The 17,367-nt window shown below is 69.1% G+C and carries 15 protein-coding genes; 4 read left to right on the top strand and 11 right to left on the bottom strand.

Annotation, left to right across the window (positions count from 1 at the left end):
* The first annotated feature begins 2 nt into the window (after window positions 1-2).
* Both ACU5E9_RS19285 and ACU5E9_RS19280 read left to right on the top strand, forming a co-directional pair.
* On the top strand, window positions 3-791 hold the full coding sequence (locus tag ACU5E9_RS19285; protein WP_456811494.1) for a 3-oxoacyl-ACP reductase: 789 nt from the start codon (window positions 3-5) through the stop codon (window positions 789-791).
* A 59-nt stretch (window positions 792-850) separates the two neighbouring features.
* Complete coding sequence (locus ACU5E9_RS19280) at window positions 851-1,714, top strand: FadR/GntR family transcriptional regulator (protein WP_456811493.1); 864 nt, start codon at window positions 851-853, stop codon at window positions 1,712-1,714.
* Window positions 1,715-1,739: 25 nt separating this feature from the next.
* On the opposite strand, the gene ACU5E9_RS19275 is transcribed toward ACU5E9_RS19280, so the two are convergent.
* Window positions 1,740-3,140, bottom strand: a complete 1,401-nt coding sequence (locus tag ACU5E9_RS19275) for an NCS2 family permease (RefSeq protein ID WP_456813583.1) — start codon at window positions 3,138-3,140, stop codon at window positions 1,740-1,742.
* A gap of 231 nt (window positions 3,141-3,371) precedes the next feature.
* On the bottom strand, window positions 3,372-4,955 hold the full coding sequence (locus ACU5E9_RS19270) for a carboxylesterase/lipase family protein (RefSeq protein WP_456811492.1): 1,584 nt from the start codon (window positions 4,953-4,955) through the stop codon (window positions 3,372-3,374).
* A gap of 121 nt (window positions 4,956-5,076) precedes the next feature.
* Here ACU5E9_RS19270 and ACU5E9_RS19265 point away from each other — a divergent pair, with 121 nt between their 5' ends.
* Window positions 5,077-6,351 carry a uracil-xanthine permease family protein gene (locus ACU5E9_RS19265; RefSeq protein ID WP_456811491.1) on the top strand — a complete coding sequence of 425 codons (1,275 nt, stop codon included), beginning with the start codon at window positions 5,077-5,079 and terminating at the stop codon, window positions 6,349-6,351.
* Window positions 6,352-6,440: 89 nt separating this feature from the next.
* Here ACU5E9_RS19265 and ACU5E9_RS19260 read toward each other — a convergent pair whose 3' ends face one another.
* From ACU5E9_RS19260 to ACU5E9_RS19250, 3 genes are all read right to left on the bottom strand, one after another.
* On the bottom strand, window positions 6,441-6,773 hold the full coding sequence (locus ACU5E9_RS19260; protein WP_456811490.1) for a peptidase: 333 nt from the start codon (window positions 6,771-6,773) through the stop codon (window positions 6,441-6,443).
* Complete coding sequence (locus tag ACU5E9_RS19255) at window positions 6,770-7,963, bottom strand: anion permease (RefSeq protein ID WP_456811489.1); 1,194 nt, start codon at window positions 7,961-7,963, stop codon at window positions 6,770-6,772. Before ACU5E9_RS19255 ends, ACU5E9_RS19260 begins: the two co-directional genes overlap by 4 nt.
* A 179-nt stretch (window positions 7,964-8,142) precedes the next feature.
* Complete coding sequence (locus tag ACU5E9_RS19250) at window positions 8,143-8,619, bottom strand: 8-oxo-dGTP diphosphatase (RefSeq protein WP_456811488.1); 477 nt, start codon at window positions 8,617-8,619, stop codon at window positions 8,143-8,145.
* Between the two features lie 74 nt (window positions 8,620-8,693).
* Between ACU5E9_RS19250 and ACU5E9_RS19245 the strand changes: the two genes are divergently transcribed.
* Window positions 8,694-8,957, top strand: a complete 264-nt coding sequence (locus ACU5E9_RS19245; RefSeq protein ID WP_456811487.1) for a mycoredoxin — start codon at window positions 8,694-8,696, stop codon at window positions 8,955-8,957.
* 123 nt (window positions 8,958-9,080) lie between these two features.
* Here the strand turns inward: ACU5E9_RS19245 and ACU5E9_RS19240 are convergent, their stop codons facing one another.
* From ACU5E9_RS19240 to ACU5E9_RS19215, 6 genes are all read right to left on the bottom strand, one after another.
* Window positions 9,081-10,109, bottom strand: a complete 1,029-nt coding sequence (locus ACU5E9_RS19240; RefSeq protein ID WP_456811486.1) for a 6-phosphofructokinase — start codon at window positions 10,107-10,109, stop codon at window positions 9,081-9,083.
* A 130-nt stretch (window positions 10,110-10,239) separates the two neighbouring features.
* Window positions 10,240-12,414 (bottom strand): DEAD/DEAH box helicase, encoded by a 2,175-nt coding sequence (locus tag ACU5E9_RS19235; protein ID WP_456811485.1) that lies wholly within the window; start codon window positions 12,412-12,414, stop codon window positions 10,240-10,242.
* 211 nt (window positions 12,415-12,625) lie between these two features.
* Window positions 12,626-12,964 (bottom strand): DUF6804 family protein, encoded by a 339-nt coding sequence (locus ACU5E9_RS19230; protein WP_456811484.1) that lies wholly within the window; start codon window positions 12,962-12,964, stop codon window positions 12,626-12,628.
* The gene (locus tag ACU5E9_RS19225; protein WP_456811483.1) at window positions 12,964-14,865 is read right to left on the bottom strand and encodes a DUF2207 domain-containing protein; all 1,902 of its coding nucleotides are present in this window, start codon (window positions 14,863-14,865) and stop codon (window positions 12,964-12,966) included. Before ACU5E9_RS19225 ends, ACU5E9_RS19230 begins: the two co-directional genes overlap by 1 nt.
* A 50-nt stretch (window positions 14,866-14,915) precedes the next feature.
* Window positions 14,916-15,473, bottom strand: a complete 558-nt coding sequence (locus ACU5E9_RS19220) for a GDSL-type esterase/lipase family protein (protein ID WP_456811482.1) — start codon at window positions 15,471-15,473, stop codon at window positions 14,916-14,918.
* A gap of 179 nt (window positions 15,474-15,652) precedes the next feature.
* Entirely contained in the window at window positions 15,653-17,248 is a 1,596-nt protein-coding gene (locus ACU5E9_RS19215; RefSeq protein ID WP_456811481.1) for a DUF222 domain-containing protein, read from the bottom strand.
* Window positions 17,249-17,367 lie beyond the last annotated feature (119 nt).

Below are 17,367 nucleotides of genomic sequence, written 5' to 3'. Positions count from 1 at the left end.
TCATGAGCATCACCCCGATCAACCTCACCCAGCGCCTGGCCGGGAAGGTCGCCGTGATCACCGGCGGCGCGAGCGGGATCGGCCTGGCCACGGCGAAACGGTTCGCCGCCGAGGGAGCCACCGTCGTGATCGGCGACGTCGATGAGAGCACCGGAACGGCCGCCGCCGAACTGGTCGGCGGCCTGTTCGTGCGGGTGGATGTGACCGACGAGGACCAGGTGAACGCCCTCTTCGACACCGCGGCCGGCACCTACGGTTCGGTCGACATCGCCTTCAACAACGCCGGCATCTCCCCGCCGGACGACGACTCCATCGAGACCACGGAGCTGCCCGCCTGGAACAAGGTGCAGGACGTCAATCTGAAGTCGGTGTACCTGTGCTGCCGGGCCGCACTGCGGCACATGGTGGCCCAGGGCAGCGGGTCGATCATCAACACTGCCTCGTTCGTCGCCGTGCTCGGTTCGGCGACCAGCCAGATCTCCTACACCGCGTCGAAGGGCGGGGTGCTCGCGATGAGCCGGGAACTCGGCGTGCAATTCGCCCGCCAGGGCATCCGGGTGAACGCGCTCTGCCCCGGGCCGGTGAACACCCCGCTGCTGCAGGAGCTCTTCGCGAAGGACCAGGCCAGGGCGGCCCGCCGGCTGATCCACATCCCGGTCGGCCGGTTCGCCGAACCGGAAGAGCTCGCCGCTGCCGTGGCCTTCCTGGCCAGCGATGACGCGTCCTTCATCACCGGGTCCACCTTCCTCGTCGACGGCGGCATCAGTTCGGCGTACGTCACGCCGGAGTGAGCGAGCGGGCAGACCGGCGTAATTCACGCCGGAGTGAGCGAGCGGGCAGAATGGACAGCATGATCCAGCAGGGCGCAGCCGCCGAACCGGCCCGCCCTGAAACGGCCGGCCCTGACCCGGCCGGCGCTGAAACGGCCGGCGCTGACCCGGCTGTGGCCGCCGACACCGAACCGGCCGCCACCGAACCGGCCGCCGGCATCCGGTCGGAGCTTCTGCTGCGGCCGGTGCACGGCGGCAACGCCTTCGAGGAGACCGTGCAGCGGCTGCTGCAGACCGTGCGGCTGGGCCTGATCGCTCCCGGCGAGCGGCTGCCGGCCGAGCGTGATCTCGCGGGCATGCTCGCGGTGAGCCGGGACACCCTGAGGGACGCGCTCGCGTCGCTGGGTGAGGCCGGATACCTGGTCTCCCGCCGCGGCCGCTACGGCGGAACCTTCGTGGTGGACGAGTTGCCCACCACGGTGCCGGGCACCCGCGACGCGAGCGGCCGGCCCAGCGGGCACCGGTTCAGCGCCGCCGAGATCGAGGACGCCCTGATCCTGCGCGAGGTGCTGGAGGTGGGCGCGGCACGCCAGGCCGCCGCCCGCGCCCTGTCCCCCGCCGAGCGGGAGGCGCTCTGGTCGAGCCTGGGTGAATCCATCGACGCCACCGACGACGACTACCGGCGGCTGGATTCCCGGCTGCACCTCACCATCGGCGAACTCGCCGGCTCCAGCTCTCTCGTGCCGCTGCTGGCCGAGGTGCGGATGCGGGTCAACGAGTTGCTGGACAGCATCCCGTCGCTCGGCCCCAACATCGCCCACTCCAACCGGCAGCACGAGCAGATCGTGATGGCCGTCCTCACCGGCAATCCGGACGCAGCGGCGCAGGCCATGGCCGAACACCTGGCCGGCACGGCGCTGCTCCTGCGCGGCTTCCTGGAGTAGCGGCGCTCCCGCCGGCGCGCATCCGCTAGACGCCGAACAGTGCCTCGACGGGGCCGCGCACGAAGAAGACCAGGAAGCCGACGGCGACGATCCAGAGCAGCGGGCTGATCTCGCGCGCCTTGCCCGACAGCGACCGCACGACGACCCAGCTGATGAAGCCGGCGCCGATGCCGTTGGCGATGGAGTAGCTCAGCGGCATCACCAGGATGGTGAGGAACACCGGCAGCACCATCGAGAAGTCGCTGAAGTCGATGAACCGGATCTGGGAGACCATCATCGCGCCCACGATGACGAGGGCGGCGGCGGCCACCTCCAGCGGAACGATCTGGGTGAGCGGGGTGAAGAACATCGCTGCGAGGAACAGCACACCGGTGACGACGTTGGCGAAGCCGGTGCGGGCGCCCTCGCCGATGCCGGCGCCGGACTCGACGAAGACGGTGTTCGACGAGGCGGATGCGGCGCCACCGACGACGGCGCCGACGCCCTCGACGATCAGGGCCGACTTGAGCCGCGGGAAGTTGCCGTCCTTGTCGGACACGCCGGCCTCGTTGGACAGGCCGGTCATTGTGCCCATGGCGTCGAAGAAGTTGGTGAACACGAGCGTGAAGACCAGCATCACGGCCGCGAGCATGCCGATGCGTTCGAAGGCGCCGAAGCTCACCTGGCCGACGAGCGACAGGTCGGGCAGCGCGACGAGGCTCGTCGGCAGCACGGGGGCGTTGAGGTTCCAGCCGGCCGGGTTCGTGCCGAGCGACGGGCCGACCTTGAAGATCGCCTCGAGGATCACGGCGAGCACGGTGGTGCCGACGATGCCGATGAGCAGGGCGCCCTTGACCTTGCGGGCCACGAGCACGCCGATGACGAGCAGGCCGATCACGAACACCGTGGTGGGCAGGGTGGCGATGGAGCCGTCCTCGCCCAGCTGCACGGGCGGTGAGGCCAGCCCGCTGGAGCGCACGAAACCGGAGTCGACCAGGCCGATGAACGCGATGAACAGGCCGATGCCCACGGTGATGGCGATCTTGAGCTGGCGGGGCACGGCGGTGAAGATCATCTGGCGGAGGCCCGTCGAGGCCAGCAACACGATGATGAGCCCGTTGATGACAACGAGTCCCATCGCTTCCGGCCAGGTGACCTGGCCGACGACGCTCACGGCGAGGAAGGAGTTGATGCCCAGCCCGGCGGCGAAGCCGAAGGGCAGGCGGGCGATGACGCCGAAGAGGATCGTCATCACGCCGGCGGTCAGCGCCGTCACGGCGGCGACCTGGCCGTTGGGCAGCCAGTTGCCGGCCACATCCACCGCGGCCTGGTCGGCGCTGAACCCGCCGAGGATGAGCGGGTTGAGGATGACGATGTAGGCCATCGTGACGAAGGTCACCAGGCCGCCGCGCACCTCGCGGCTCCAGCTGGAGCCGCGGCGGGTGATCTCGAAGTAGCGGTCGAGCGCGGACTTCGTGCCGCGTCCGGTCGGCTCGGACCGAGGGGGCGATGCCGGGGCCGTTCCGGTCGGGGCGCCGGTCGTGGCGGGTGCGGCTGCGGCGGTGGACTCGTGCTCTGATGCGGAAATGATGCTCTCCCGGTCGACGTTCGGCGGCGTGCCAAACGCCTCAGTCTACGACGCGGCTCGCGACGGTGGAAATCAGCCCAACCGGGCTGGTCAAACGTGCGGCACGAATTTGCCCCACGCCAGCCGGCGCTCGGCCCACGGATCGGCCTCGATCCGGTCGCGGGTGTCGATGATGAGGGTGAGCCGGTCGGCCTCCGTGTAGGCCGGCCAGGCGGCATCCGGGTCGCCGCTGGCGGCGAAGGCCAGCCACCAGCCCTGCATCCGCGCGCCGATGGCCTTGAACGCCCGCCGGCCGCCCAGCACGGTCATGCCCCGACCGAACCAGCCGTCGAGCCGGTCGAAGAGCGGGAAGAGTTCCAGGCCGTGGGTGGCGTCCAGGCCCATCCGGCGCAGCAGCCGGGGCGCGGCGTCGAAGCGATAGAAGTGCACCGGCGCGTACCGGGAGTGCCGCTCCCCCACCTTCACGCTCGGGTACCAGAACGAGTAGTCGCCGCCGAAATCGAGCGCCGCCCGGGCCGCGGGGATGCCCGGGTATTGCGCCTTGAGGGCCTTCTTGGCCTTCTTCTTGGTGTTGGCAAAGACCGCCCGCATCCGCGGCGGCGTCGAGGCGAGGATGTCGATCCGGCCACTGAACAAGGATCCCTCGCGCTCGTTTGTGCCGATGATGAGCGGGATCCGGTGCGCCCGGCCGTCGCGGAACGCGTCGAGGGGGCGTTCGGGCAGGAAGTCGCCGTCGATGACGGGACAGAGCGGGATCGTGCCCGGGTACCGGTCGGGTGAGCGGACGGTCAGCGTCGTCGTGGCGCCGGCGAGGCGGGCCGGTTCGGCCTCCACGAGCAGCCGCACGGCGTCGGCGTCGGTGAGGCCGGACTCGCCGGGGTCACCGGCGGCGGGCGCGTGCAACGTCTGCTCGGCGAGGATGCCCACGAACGTGGCCGCCCACTCGGCGGTCAGCGCCGGCGGGTACACGGCGTTGGGCGGGGAGCTCTGCGCGATCGCGCGCTGGAACAGGCCGGCCGCGGCCGGAACCGTCATGAGGGTGGTCACGGCGTTTCCGCCAGCGGACTCGCCGAACAGGGTCACGGCGTCGGGGTCACCGCCGAACGCCCGGATGTTCGCGCGCACCCAGGCCAGTGCCGCCACCTGGTCGCGGAGGCCCAGGTTGCTCTCGAACGGGCGCTCCGGGGTGGAGTAGCGACTGAAGTCCAGGTACCCGAGCGCCCCCAGCCGGTAGTTGATGCTGACATAGACGATGCCGCCGCGCCGCACGAGTCCCTCGCCCTGGCGCGGGTTCTCCCTCGACGACCCGACGCTGTAGGCGCCGCCGTGCACGAACACCATCACCGGGCGCAGCGCCGCATCGTCGACAGGCGCATCCGGGGCGATCACGTTGAGGTTCAGGCAGTCCTCGCTCTGCGGGATCCGCGGGTGCGCGCCGATGAACTGGCCTTTGTGGCTCTGCGTGGCCACCGGCCCGAACCCGGCGGCGTCCCGCACGCCCGACCACGGCACCGGCGGCGTGGGGGCGCGGAACCGCAACGGCCCCACCGGCGCCGCCGCATAGGGGATGCCCCGCCAGGCCCGGATGCCGCGCTCGCTGACGCCACGCAGCCGCCCGCCCGACACGGTGACCTCGAGCGGATCGCGCGCGCGAGTGCCGGTGTGCGAGGTCATGGGGTGATCCTAATCCGCTCCGCTGACGCCGGGGCAAACTCGGTGGGCCGGCCGCGGAGCAACTACGCTCAGCTAGGGCCGCTCGAACCGGCCGGCCGGCTTCCACAGAAACGAGTTACGAATGGCACTGCCCTGGACCCTGCACGGCGACGGGAAAACCGTCGCCTCGACCGACGTCGTGGCCCCCGGCGAGCGCCTCAACTGGCCGATCACCATCGGCGTCGGCGCGCAGCACGTCGTCGCGATGTTCGGTGCCACCTTCCTGGTGCCGCTGATCACCGGCTTCCCGCCGAGCACCACCATCTTCTTCTCCGGCATCGGCACGATCCTGTTCCTGCTGATCACCAAGAACAAGCTGCCGTCCTACCTGGGATCGTCGTTCGCGTTCCTCGCCCCGATCGCCGCGGCCACCGCCACGGCGGGCATGGGCAGCGCGTTGTTCGGCATCCTGGCCGTCGGCCTGCTGCTGGCCATCGTGGGCGCGATCGTGCAGTTCACCGGCGCCGGCTGGATCGACGCGCTGATGCCGCCCGTCGTCTCCGGCGCCATCGTCGCCCTGATCGGCTTCAACCTGGCCCCAGCGGCCAAGGCCAACTTCACCCTCGCCCCGCTCACCGCCGTGATCACCCTCGCTGCCGTCATCCTGTCGACGGTGCTGTTCCGGGGCATCCTGGGCCGGCTGTCGATCTTCATCGGCGTCATCGTGGGCTACCTCGCCGCGCTGCTGCAGGGCCAGGTCGACTTCAGCGGCGTCGCCGACGCCGCCTGGGTCGGACTGCCGCCGTTCACCCTGCCCACCAACCCGTTCGAGAACCCGGCGGTGCTCGCCATCCTGCCGGCGTTCCTGCCCGTCGTGCTCGTGCTGATCGCGGAGAACGTCGGCCACATCCGCGGCGTCGCACAGATGACCGACAGGTCGGTCAACAAGCTCACCGGTCGCGCGCTGCTCGCCGACGGCCTGGCCACCATGCTCGCCGGTTTCGGCGGCGGCTCCGGCACCACCACCTACGGCGAGAACATCGGCGTCATGGCCGCCACCCGGATCTACTCCACCGCCGCATACTGGGTCGCCGGGATCGTGGCCGTGCTGCTCGGCCTCTCCCCCAAGATCGGCGCGGTCATCTACACCATCCCGGTCGGGGTGCTCGGCGGGGTCACGACGGCGCTCTACGGCCTCATCGGCATCATCGGTGTGAAGATCTGGCTCGACAACAAGGTGGACTTCTCCAAGCCGGTCAACCAGTTCACCGCGGCGACGGCGCTCATCATCGGCATCGCCGACTACACCTTCAGCGCCGGCACCCTCACCTTCAATGGCATCGCGCTGGGCACGATCGCCGCGATCGTGATCTACCACCTCATGACCTTGGTGGCCCGCCTCCGCCGTACGGCGTAAGGCGCACCACACAGCCCACGAGCCGTGAGCTGAGCACCCACATCCCACCCGGGATGGTGCTCAGGTCACGGCTCGCGGGCTTTTTGGGGTTAAGAGTGCAGGGCGGGGACGATCAGGTAGACGCCGTAGAGCACGATCAGGCCACACAGGGTGAAGCAGAGGTAGCCGGAGTACTGGGCGAGGCGCTTCTGCCCGGAGGTGAGCGGGTTGGCCTTACGGGCCTTCTTCGCCCTCTTGGCGTTCTTGGCCGCCCGGGCCGGGGTGAGCACGGTGATGGCGCCGGTGAACTCGAGGGGCTCCACCGTCGGGATGCGCCCGGCCGTGGTCAGGAGGCGGAGGCCCAGTGAGTACAGCGAGACGACGACGGCCGACGACACCAGGGCGGCGGCGGCGACAACGAGGAAAGCGGCCCAGTCGATCACAGTGCAACCTTCTGTCGGTCCTTGCGGGACGGCTTGCGGGGTGTCTTCTTGATGCGCACGACGTGCCCGGCGTCATCGATGTCGTGCAGCATGTTGTCGTGCGAGACCCGGTCGCGCTTGGACCAGCGGAAGAGGATGTAGACCACGGCGGTGCCGATCACGACGTCGAGGATGATCCCGACCGGGCCCAGCAGCGCGAGTCCGGCGGCGAACGCGCCCATGATGGCGGAGGCGGGCAGGGTGAGCAACCAGCCGAGCGCGATCTGGCCGGCCATGCCCCAGCGCACGGTGGAGCCGCGCCGGCCGAGGCCGGAACCGATCACGGAGCCGGAGGCGACCTGGGTGGTGGAGAGGGCGAAGCCGAGGTGGCTGGAGGCGAGGATGGTGGCGGCGGTGCTGGTTTCGGCGGCGAAACCCTGGGCCGGCTTGATCTCGGTCAGTCCGCGGCCCATGGTGAGGATGATGCGCCAGCCGCCGGTGTACGTGCCGATCGCGATGGCGAGGGCGCAGCAGGCGACCACCCAGAACTGCGGTCCCGAGCCCACGGCCTGGTACCCGCCGGCGATGAGGGTGAGGGTGATCACACCCATCGTCTTCTGCGCGTCGTTGGTGCCGTGCGAGAGGGCCACGAGCGAGGAGGAGAAGATCTGGGCGTAGCGGAAGCCGCCACGGCCGTCCGGCTTGCCGACGTCGCGGCGGGTGATGGCGTAGGCCAGGCGGGTGGCGATGAACGCCACGATGCCCACGGTGATGGGGGCGATCAGCGCGGGCAGGATGACCTTGGCGACGACCACGTCGAAGGCTACGGCCTGCGCGCCGACGCCGATCACGGTGGCGCCGATCAGGCCGCCGAACAGGGCGTGGCTGGAGCTGGACGGGAGTCCCCGCAGCCAGGTGATCAGGTTCCAGACGATCGCCCCGATCAGCCCGGCGAAGATGAGCTCGGGGGTGATCTGGATGCCGCCGTCGCCCTCCTTGATGATGCCGCCGGACACCGTCTTGGCGACCTCGGTGGAGAGGAACGCACCGACGAGGTTGAGCACGGCGGCGACACCGACGGCGACCTTGGGCTTCATGGCCCCGGTGGCGATCGGCGTTGCCATGGCGTTGGCCGTGTCGTGGAAGCCGTTGGTGAAGTCAAAGATGAGGGCTAGTGCGATGACCAGCACGACGATAAGGGTGAAATCCACCGGCGTCTTTCCTTGTGTATTCGCCCCGGACCGCGCCTGGACTTCAGGTCCGCGCACGTCAAGAGAACTGGCTGGCTCGAAACCGGGCCTCGTTGATCCTGACAGCCAGCGGCGGGCAGGTCAATTCAGGCGGTGTTCAGACGCCGTCTTCATAACGTTCAGGTAGAGGGTTGCCAGGGTCAGCCGCGGGCCACAACGGTGGCCAGATCTTCCCCGAAGGTGAAGGTGGCCTTGACCGGGATTCCGGCCAGCACGCCGGGCAGCCAGTGCCTGGCATCGTCCCACATGTCGTCGACGGGCAGGTCGGCGATGGTGAACCACACCGGGTTCAGTTCGTCGGACTCGCGGGGCACGCCGCTGAACCGGTCGGTGACGAACACGTTGGAGCGTTGGCTCCAGGCCGGCTTGTGTGGGAACAGGTAGGTGAGCACGCCCATCGGGGTGAGCGCATCCTGCGTCACGGTCAGGCCGGATTCCTCCTCGACCTCCCGCACGGCGGCATCCAGGGCCGACTCCCCCGGCTCGAGCTTGCCGCCGAGACCGACGATGTTGCCCAGGCCCAGGCCCTTCTTCTTCCGGCCGAGCAGCACCTGCGGCTGGCCGGTATCGGAGAGGCGGGTGAGGTAGCACACGCACACCTGGGGCAGGTCGGTCATGAATCAATCGTAGCGAGCGGTCACCGGAGCGAAGCCGCAAGCGTTTTCGGGGGAATCTCGGTTACGCTGTATGCATGGATTTTGTGCCTGAGACCGGAACTATCACGATGTTCACCACCAGCTGGTGCGGCTACTGCTCGCGTCTGAAGACGCAGCTCGACAAGAACGGCATCGGTTACACCGAGGTGAACATCGAAGAGGTCGAGGGAACCCCCGAGCTCGTGATGAGCCTCAACGGCGGCAACCAGACCGTTCCCACCGTTCTGTTCCCGGATGGCTCGGCCGCGACCAACCCGTCGCTCGCGCAGGTGCAGGCCAAGCTCGCCCCCGCAGCCTAGGCAGACCGTTCGAGCGGTTCCACCGCCACGTACCCGACAGCGCAATACCTGACAGCGCAATACCCGACAGCAGACTGCCCGGGCGGCCGAAGCCGTCCGGGCAGTTCTCTGCCTGTTTCGGGTTTAGCCGAAGAGCACGGCCGCTTCGTCGTACCGCGCCTGGGTGACCCGGTTGAGGTCCATGGTGGCGTCGGCGATGCTGACGGTGTGGATGTCGGTGCCCTTGAGGGAGACCATCGAGCCCCACTTCTCGTCGTAGACGGCGTCGACGGCCGACATGCCCAGGCGGGTGGCGAGCACCCGGTCGTAGGCCGACGGGGCGCCACCGCGCTGGGTGTGGCCGAGCACGGTCGCCCGGGCCTCGATGCCGGTGCGCTCTTCGACCATGGGGGCGATGAGCTCGGAGATGCCGCCGAGGCGGGGACGGTTGAACGCGTCCAGGCCCTTGTGCGAGTGGGCCTCGCCCATCTCGGCGAGCAGGAAGCCCTCGGAGACGACGAGGACCGGGGCGCGGCCGCGGTCGCGGACGCTCTCGACCCACTCGCAGATCTGCTCGATGGTCTGCGGCTGCTCGGGGATGAGGATGGCGTGTGCTCCACCGGCCATGCCGGAGTGCAGGGCGATCCAGCCCACGTGGCGGCCCATGACCTCGACGATCATGCAGCGGCCGTGTGAGTCGGCGGTGGTGCGGAGCCGGTCGATGGCCTCGGTGGCGATCTCGACGGCGGTGTTGAAGCCGAACGAGTAGTCGGTGGCGGCGAGGTCGTTGTCGATGGTCTTCGGCACGCCGACGATCTTGATACCGGCGTCGGTGAGACGGCGGGCAGCGGTGAGGGTGCCCTCGCCGCCGATGGCGATGATCGCGTCGATGCCCTCGGCATCCATGGTCTTCTGGATGTTCTCGGGTCCGGCGTTCTCGCCCTCGAACGGGTTGGTGCGGGAGCTGCCGAGGATGGTGCCACCCTGGCGGGAGAGGCCACGAACGCTGTGCCGGTCGAGTTTCATGAACTCGCCCTGCACCAACCCCCGCCAGCCGTTGCGGATGCCCACGAATTCGGAGTCGTAGGCGCGGCCGCCCTTGAGGACAGCACCCCGAATCACTGCGTTGAGGCCTGGGCAGTCTCCACCGCTGGTCAGGATACCGATCTTCATTTTCTGGCTACTCCTTTAGTGCATGCATGTTGTGGTGCGGCAGTCGCCCGTCCCATCATGGGGGCGAGTGAGTACCTGGATCAAGTCAACACCGACGGCGCTGCTCTCAGTAGGGACTTCCGGCCCGGTGTTACAGCTCTCCGTCGAGCGCCTGCGTGAGCACGAAGGCCAACGCGCTGGCTTGCACGGAGTCGGCTGGGGAGACATCCTCGTCGGCACCGTCGAGCGCACGGGCCGCGAGGCCCTGCTTGCTGCCGATGAGTTCGGCGATGCGCGCGTCGATGGTGTGCGCGGCGATGATCCGCCACGCCGTCACCGGTTCGGACTGGCCGATGCGGTGCACCCGGTCGATGGCCTGCGTCTGCTCCGCCGCGGTCCAGCTGAGTTCGGCGAGCACCACGTTGGATGCGGCCTGCAGGTTCACGCCGACGCCGGCGGCGGTGAGCGAACACACCACAACGGCGACCTCGGGGTCGGTGTTGAAGGAGTCGATCGCCGCCTGGCGGGCCAGGGCGCTCTGGTCGCCGCGCAGCGACACCGTGCGGAGGCCGCGCTTGGCGAAGATCTCCTCCGCGGCATCCATCACGTCGATGTGCTTGGCGAAGAACACCACCTTGCCCACCGAGTGCGCGAGCTGGGCTGCGTAGTCGGCGGCGAGCCCGGCCTTGGCCTGGCCGATCTTCCGCACCATGGTGAACACGTTCTCGCCGGTGCTGGTGCCCTTGGACTCCTCGAGGTCGGCGTGCGCGACGGCGCGGATGTACGCGGTGCGTTCGTCGTCGGTGAGGACAGGGGCCTTGACTCCGGGGTGGCGGGCGGCGACGAGGGCGTTGTAACGCTTGACCAGGCGGGCGCCGAGTTCGCGTTCGGCCTTCTGGATCGACCGGCCGAGTTCACTGTCGAGCTCCACCGGGAGGTCGGCGATGCGCTTGGCGGGCAGGTCGGCGGCGACGTCGACCTTGCGGCGGCGCACGATGCCCATGTCGATGACGGCGGAGCGGGCGGCGGTGTAGAAACCGGCGTCCGCGGGGGTGAGCCCGGTTTCCTCCAGCCGCTGCATGAGCTTGGCCGTGGGTTTGTCGCCGTCTATCCAGCCGAGGAACTGCCAGATGGCCCGGAAGTCGTCGACGTCGTTGATCAGCGGCGTGCCGGTCAGCGCCATCAGCAGTGGGTTGTTGCCCGGTGTGCGGCGACGGATCTGGTCCGCGAGGCTGAGCACGTGCTTGGAGCGCTGCGACTGCAGGTTCTTGATGAAGTGCGCCTCGTCGACGACCATGCCTTTGAAACCGAGGGTGCCGAGCCAGGCGAGGTGGCGGTCGAGCACGTCGTAGTTGACCACGACGACGTCGGCGAACGCGTCGAGGGTGTCGCCGTCACCGTGGATGACGGTGGCGCGGCGGTGCGGCGTCCATAGTTCTACCTCGCGTACCCAGTTCATCTTCACGACGTTGGGCACGATCGCCAGCAGCGGGTAGGCGCCGGCGACGGAGGCGGCGAGCAGGCTCTGCGCGGTCTTGCCGAGGCCGGGCTCGTCGGCGAGCAGGTAGCTGCGATGGCCGAGGCGGGCGCTCTCGATGAAGCGCGCCTGGTGCCGCATGAGCTCCATGCCGCGCGGGGAGAACCGGTCGACGTTCGGGGCCTCGGGCAGGTCCATGCTGGCGGCCTGGCCGCCGGAGCCGTATTCGAATGCCTTGAAGAGCGGGCCGAGCAGTTCCCAGTTGGCGAGCCTGCGGGCGGAGGACACCGGGGCGGCCTTGACGGCGCTGAAGTCGGGGGCGAGGAACGGGTTGGCGAGCTGGCGGGCCCGCACGGACTGCGGGATGACCTGGTTCTGCGGCACCTCGGGCTTGGCCTCGGGTTCGCGGGTGATGATGAGCTCATCGGGGCTGAGTTCGGCGCCGGATTCCAGCAGCCAGTCGCGGCGGAAGCGCTGCGCGACGGTGGAGACACCGGCATCCGGTTCGAGGAGGGTGATCAGGCTGGTGTCCCTTGCGGCGGTCTTCGCGAGGATCTGCGCGATGCCGTCGAGGCGTTTGAGCAACTCGGCCCGGTTCGCGTCGGTGAGTTCGCCGTCGGCCTTCACCCGGGCGCGTTCCTCGCGCATCAGCAGCGCGATGACCTGGTACTTCGTGCGGTTGGTCGGACCGAGCTTGGCTCCGCTCTGCGCCTTCGCCTCGACCTCGCGCACCTTGCGGGCGAGGATCGGGATGATGGGGGCGTCGTCGTCGCGGGAACGCGGACGTTGACGGGTACGACCGCTGCCGGCGCCGGCGCGGCCCGCTCCGTTGGGGCGGGTGTAGGCCATTTTTCTCCACTTCACACCAGCGCGTACAAACATGCGCGCTCGTCGTGTTGCGCATCCGCAGGATGCCTTTGCGATCGATACGCCGAACCCCAGAATCGAGCAACGCGACGCCGCAACGCTCAGGCACAGGTGCGCTGATCCTTGCAGGGCCACGGTCGAGACACTGACCGGGTTCTCCAGACGTGCCTTCAGTCTATGCCCGTGCCCGGATTCAGCGGTGCATCGGCACCGGGACCTTTGTTCGGACGCCGATGACGATGAACAGCAGCGCGGCGATGAACTGGGCGGACACCCAGCCCTGGCCGTGTAGTTCGATGACCACGATCGGGTTCCACAGCACCGCGATCGGCACCAGGCCGATGAGCCACCACCAGGCCTTCGCCTGGATGACGAAGACGCAGATGATCAGGGCCAGGATGCTCACCACGTAGCGGATGATGACGAAACTGTCCACGTCGAGCAGCGCCAGTCCGGCCAGCAGCGCGATCGCGCCGAGCAGGCCGGGCGCGAGTGCCGACCGGGTGTAGGTGGGTTCTGCCGGGGTGCCCATCAGACGCCCCCTCCCCCGCCGCCGCCGCCTCCGCCGCCGACGGAACCACCGCCGCCTGAGCCCGAACTGGACGAGCTCGCCGCACTGCCGGACCACGCCGACGAGGTGGTGGTGGCGAAGGCGGCCACCCCGGTGGCGAAGTACGCGGCGGAGAACGGCGCGTTGCCGACGTACCAGTCGGGCTGCTCGCGGGTGCCGTCGTAGTAATCACCGAGGACCTTCGACCACTGCTTCTCCTCGCCGGTGAGCACGGCGTACGGCAGCAGCCGTTCATAGAGTTTGAGCACCTGGACGGGGGCGGTCCCGGCCGGTGCGGCGTCGTCCGGCCGGTAGGGCGTGCGCAGGGCGCCCTGGGGGCTCTGCAGCACGCGGAGCCGGTCGGCTTCGGCCAGCGAAATGTACACGATGACGCCTTTCAGGTAGTCGCGGAGTTCGGCGCCGCGAGCGGTGAGCGGGCGCACCTCGACGGTGACTGCAAGCGTAACAATGGCGGCGACCAGTCCCACCGCGAGGGTAAGCGCCGGCCAGGCGCCGGCGACCTCGGTCGCGAACGACATGATGCTCGCCACGAGCGCGAGGATGCCGGTGACGATGGCCGCGGCGATGAGCCAGCGGCGCAAGGCGCCACCCTTGTGCTCGCGGAGGCCGTCGGTGAGCATCCGCTTGCGGGCCGTACTGCGGATCTTCTGTAGCGCGGTGCCCAGCTTGGTGCTCTTCTTCTTGAGGTCGCGGACCGCACCGATCTTCCGGCCGGCGGGGAACAGGGCGGTCAGCACGGCCGTCTCGGTGGCGTCGAGGCCGTCCCGGCTGCGCAGTTCGAGCAGGTAGTGGTTGGTGCCGTCGCCCTCGAGCACCCGCACGTTGCCGCGCACGGCGAACTGCAGGAACTGGGCGGTGAGGGCCCGACTGCCGGCGCGGGCACCGAGGACGTCGCCGGCCTGCAGCAGGTTCGCCCCCGCCGGCGGCAGGTATTCGGGGATGATGGTGGGCCGGCCCGGGGCGCTACGCCACCGGGTGACCCGGGCGATCACGCCGACGACGGCAGCGGCCACCGCGGCCAGTGCCGCGAGCAGGGCGATGGTGGGGAACGGGTTGGCGGTGAACGAGTCGTCCCGGGGCACGAAGGTTCCGTCGGAGAAGCCCACGGCGAGGGCGAGTCCCTCGTGGGGGCCGAGGTCGCGCGCGGTGGCCTCGATCAGCCACTCGTCGCCGGCGGCGGCGCTGGTCAGCGCGTCGCACTCGGCACCGGACGCCGAACTGCCCTGGTAACACGCCGACTGGCCGGTGAGCGCCGGCACCAGGCTGGCTGGCACGTGCACGGTTGCCGAGACGGTGCCGAACGGCTGGGCCCATCCGGTGCCGTTCACCTCCCAGTAGAACTCCTGGTCCGCCGCGTCGTCGGGGAAGAGGATGACGTGGCGCTGGCTGTAGCTGATGACGTAGGTCTGGTCGCCGTGCACGAAACCGTCGGCGGCGATGGTGACGCTGAGGTACTCGGCATCCGAGTCGTCGGAGATGGTCTCGGTCTCGTAGTCCCGGGCGGCGCCGTTCTCGTCGGTGACCGACTCGATGGTGAGACTGGTGGGCTGGCCGCGGTAGTGGGTGGGGATGTTGCGGCGGATGCCGTGGTTCTGGTCGGCCTGGGGGAACTGGGCGATGAGGGTCTCGGTGGTGGCCAGGGTGGAGTGGCCGTCGTCGTCGCGGCCGAGCGTGTAGTCGGCGTGCATGGACGGGAAACTGAAATCATCGACGTCGGCAGGCAGGCTTTGCGCGGCGATCCGCTCCGGAGCAGGGGCCGAGATCGTCTGGGCCGTCGCCCCGGATGCTGCGAACCCGAGGAGTCCGGTGAGCGTCAGCGCGCCCACCGTCAGGCTGGTGAAAAACCGGAGGGGTCTGCGCATGCCTTCATGCTAGCCACCCGCGACCGGTGACCCGGTCACGCGGGTTGGGTTCAGGCGGGTTGGGTACTGACGGGCAGAGCGAGCGGATGCTGCAAGGCGTCGACCAGTGCCGGGCGCAGCTCAGCGAGCCACACGTCGTAGCCGGCTTCGGTGAGACGCAAGCCGTCGGTCGACCACTCTGCGCTGAGCCGGCCGTGAGCGTCGGCCAGTACCGGCCAGAGATCGAGGTACCTGGCCTTCACCGTCGGGGCGAACTGGCGCAGGTGGCGGTTGACCGACCGGATCACCGGCGTGAAGTCTTCTTCCCGCGGCGGCACGGACTGGATGAGCAACCGCGCGCTGGGAAGCTGCTTGCGAAGGTTGCAGAGGATGGTTTCGATGTTGCGCACGATGTACTCGTCCGAACGATGCCAGCCGACGTCGTTGGTGCCCACCTGCAGCACGACCGCGTCAGGAGCCGCCTCCACGACGTCGTCGAGCCGGGCGATCACTTCGTCTGTCGTGTCACCGCTCACCCCGAGGTTGTGAACTTCGAACTCTTGCAGTCGTTCTTGCCAGCGGGCGGCCGCGCTGAGGCCATCACCTACAAACACCACAACTTCAGACATGCTGCCTCCCGCGCTTGCCTTCCATAATGCGTCAGCGGGTGGAGCTTGGCTAGAGTCCAAGCTGGCAACCTACCGTCAGACCGCCACGCGGTGCGGTCGGAGTCCCATCGGCACAACGCTTGCTTCTCCCTCATGTCAATCCTCGCCCCGACCCGGGCCCAACCAGCGTGTCGCGCGGCTTAGTGCTGGTCGTGCTTTTCGAGGGCGACGGGGCTCTTGCTGCGGAGCCGGATGAGCGTCTGGCCGGGATCGACCGCGGCTGGAGGCCGGAGCCAGTAGGTGCCGTGGTGTTCGAAGATCTGCCAGCCCTGGTTGTGTAACAGCAGGTGGTGCGGGCTGCAGAGCAGGATTCCCAGGCGGATGTCGGTGCTGCCGTGGTCGCGAAGCCACTGGTCGAGGTGGTGCACCTCGGTGCGGGAGGGCGGTTTGTCGCAGTCACCCCACATGCAGCCGCCGTCGCGGGCCGCCAGGGCGATGCGTTGGGCCTGGCTGAAGATGCGTTCTTCCCGCCCGAGGTTCAACGGTTGCCCGTCGGCGTCGAAGGTGACCTTGACGGTGCCGGAGGTGCAGATGATCCGGTCGATGGTCTCCTGGGAGACCGGGGCCGGGTTGCCTTCGAGAAAACCGTGGCCGGTGCCGTCCGGGATCGCGACCAAGGCCTCGGTCGGGTCCGCTGCCGGAGCCTTCGGGGTGGCCGTGGTCAGGATCCGCACAGCGGGGGTGCGGCCGCCGAGCATCCGGTCGGGGTTGACGCTGCTGCCGGCTTTGAGCAGGTCGAGGAACCCGTCGGCGGTGAGCTGGTCGGTGCTGCGCGGGTCGTCCTGCACTGCTTTGGCCCAGGCTGCCCGGTCCGGGTCGACGAACCGGACGCCGCCGCGACGGGGACCGGTCAGGCTGTCGTAGAGGTCCAGAATGTACTGGCCTTGCTCCGGCGGGAACAGCCCGTGGAGGTGGACCTGCCCGGTGTCGATTTTCCAGACCTTGAGGTAGCGGTCGTCCCAGGCCTTCTTCTCCCGCACCGCGATGCCCGCCTCGTCGAGGCTGTCGCGCATCCGGCGGGAGCGCTTGAGCAGCTCATCCACGGTCATCCGGGTGGCCTCGATCAGCAGGGTGTGCACGGCGTCGGCGAGCTTCTCCGCGGTGACGACGGTGTCGATATCGCCCAGGCCGGTACGGATCGCATGCGCGGCCGCGACCGACAGCTCGCCGGAGGCCACGGCGCGCGAGATAGGCGCGTACCAGGGCTGTGCAACTGGCTCCGGCGGTGACGCCAGGTCGTCGAACAGGCCGGGTGGCGTGTCCAGCCCGTCCGCGCCGTCGCTTCCATCGGCTTCGTCACGCAACCGCCGCGCCGCGTCGGCCGCTTCTTCTGCGGCCCGAGCGTCAGCCGCTTCGGTGTCGGCGAGCATCCGGCCCACGTCCACGAGCTTCCGGGCGTCCTGACGGGTGGAGCCGGTCAAGTCCTGGATCAGGTCAGCCGGGTTGAGAAAGCCTTGCTGCTGGGCCAGGCCCTGCTGACCCAGCTCGGGCCGGGACCGGTGCTGGAGCGTTTTCGCCATCCAGGTCTGCCGGGTTTCGACCAGCTGCCGCAGCCGGGCCAGGTCCTTCTGGCCGGCGAGCAGTTCGGCATCGGAGAGGGTGTCGTAGTCGGTGCTGCAGGCCCCCAAATGTTCCACCGCTTCGACCGCGGCGACCAGTGAATCAGCGGGCACAACCACCCCCGACACGGCGTCTAGCGCCGTGCCGGGGGTGAATGTGTCTGCGATGGTGGACATGTACTGAGAATAGCTCAGTATCGCAGATCTGTCTGGTCAAATCTAAACTGTGGAGAACTTTTTTTCGACGTATTTTGGGCGCGTCAGCGCCGCGCGTGCCAGGGACACGACCGGGTCAC

The sequence above is a fragment of the Cryobacterium sp. AP23 genome, assembly GCF_054075385.1.
The sequence above is the reverse complement of the archived record's forward strand: the minus strand, read 5'-3'. Positions and strand labels throughout refer to the sequence as shown.

Excerpts from the sequence above, each read along its gene's own strand:
- ACU5E9_RS19285 (WP_456811494.1), top strand. The coding sequence starts at position 3 with ATGAGCATCACCCCGATCAACCTCACCCAGCGCCTGGCCGGGAAGGTC.
- ACU5E9_RS19280 (WP_456811493.1), top strand. The coding sequence starts at position 851 with ATGATCCAGCAGGGCGCAGCCGCCGAACCGGCCCGCCCTGAAACGGCC.
- ACU5E9_RS19270 (WP_456811492.1), bottom strand. The coding sequence starts at position 4,955 with ATGACCTCGCACACCGGCACTCGCGCGCGCGATCCGCTCGAGGTCACC.
- ACU5E9_RS19265 (WP_456811491.1), top strand. The coding sequence starts at position 5,077 with ATGGCACTGCCCTGGACCCTGCACGGCGACGGGAAAACCGTCGCCTCG.
- ACU5E9_RS19250 (WP_456811488.1), bottom strand. The coding sequence starts at position 8,619 with ATGACCGACCTGCCCCAGGTGTGCGTGTGCTACCTCACCCGCCTCTCC.
- ACU5E9_RS19245 (WP_456811487.1), top strand. The coding sequence starts at position 8,694 with ATGGATTTTGTGCCTGAGACCGGAACTATCACGATGTTCACCACCAGC.
- ACU5E9_RS19240 (WP_456811486.1), bottom strand. The coding sequence starts at position 10,109 with ATGAAGATCGGTATCCTGACCAGCGGTGGAGACTGCCCAGGCCTCAAC.
- ACU5E9_RS19235 (WP_456811485.1), bottom strand. The coding sequence starts at position 12,414 with ATGGCCTACACCCGCCCCAACGGAGCGGGCCGCGCCGGCGCCGGCAGC.
- ACU5E9_RS19230 (WP_456811484.1), bottom strand. The coding sequence starts at position 12,964 with ATGGGCACCCCGGCAGAACCCACCTACACCCGGTCGGCACTCGCGCCC.
- ACU5E9_RS19225 (WP_456811483.1), bottom strand. The coding sequence starts at position 14,865 with ATGCGCAGACCCCTCCGGTTTTTCACCAGCCTGACGGTGGGCGCGCTG.
- ACU5E9_RS19220 (WP_456811482.1), bottom strand. The coding sequence starts at position 15,473 with ATGTCTGAAGTTGTGGTGTTTGTAGGTGATGGCCTCAGCGCGGCCGCC.
- ACU5E9_RS19215 (WP_456811481.1), bottom strand. The coding sequence starts at position 17,248 with ATGTCCACCATCGCAGACACATTCACCCCCGGCACGGCGCTAGACGCC.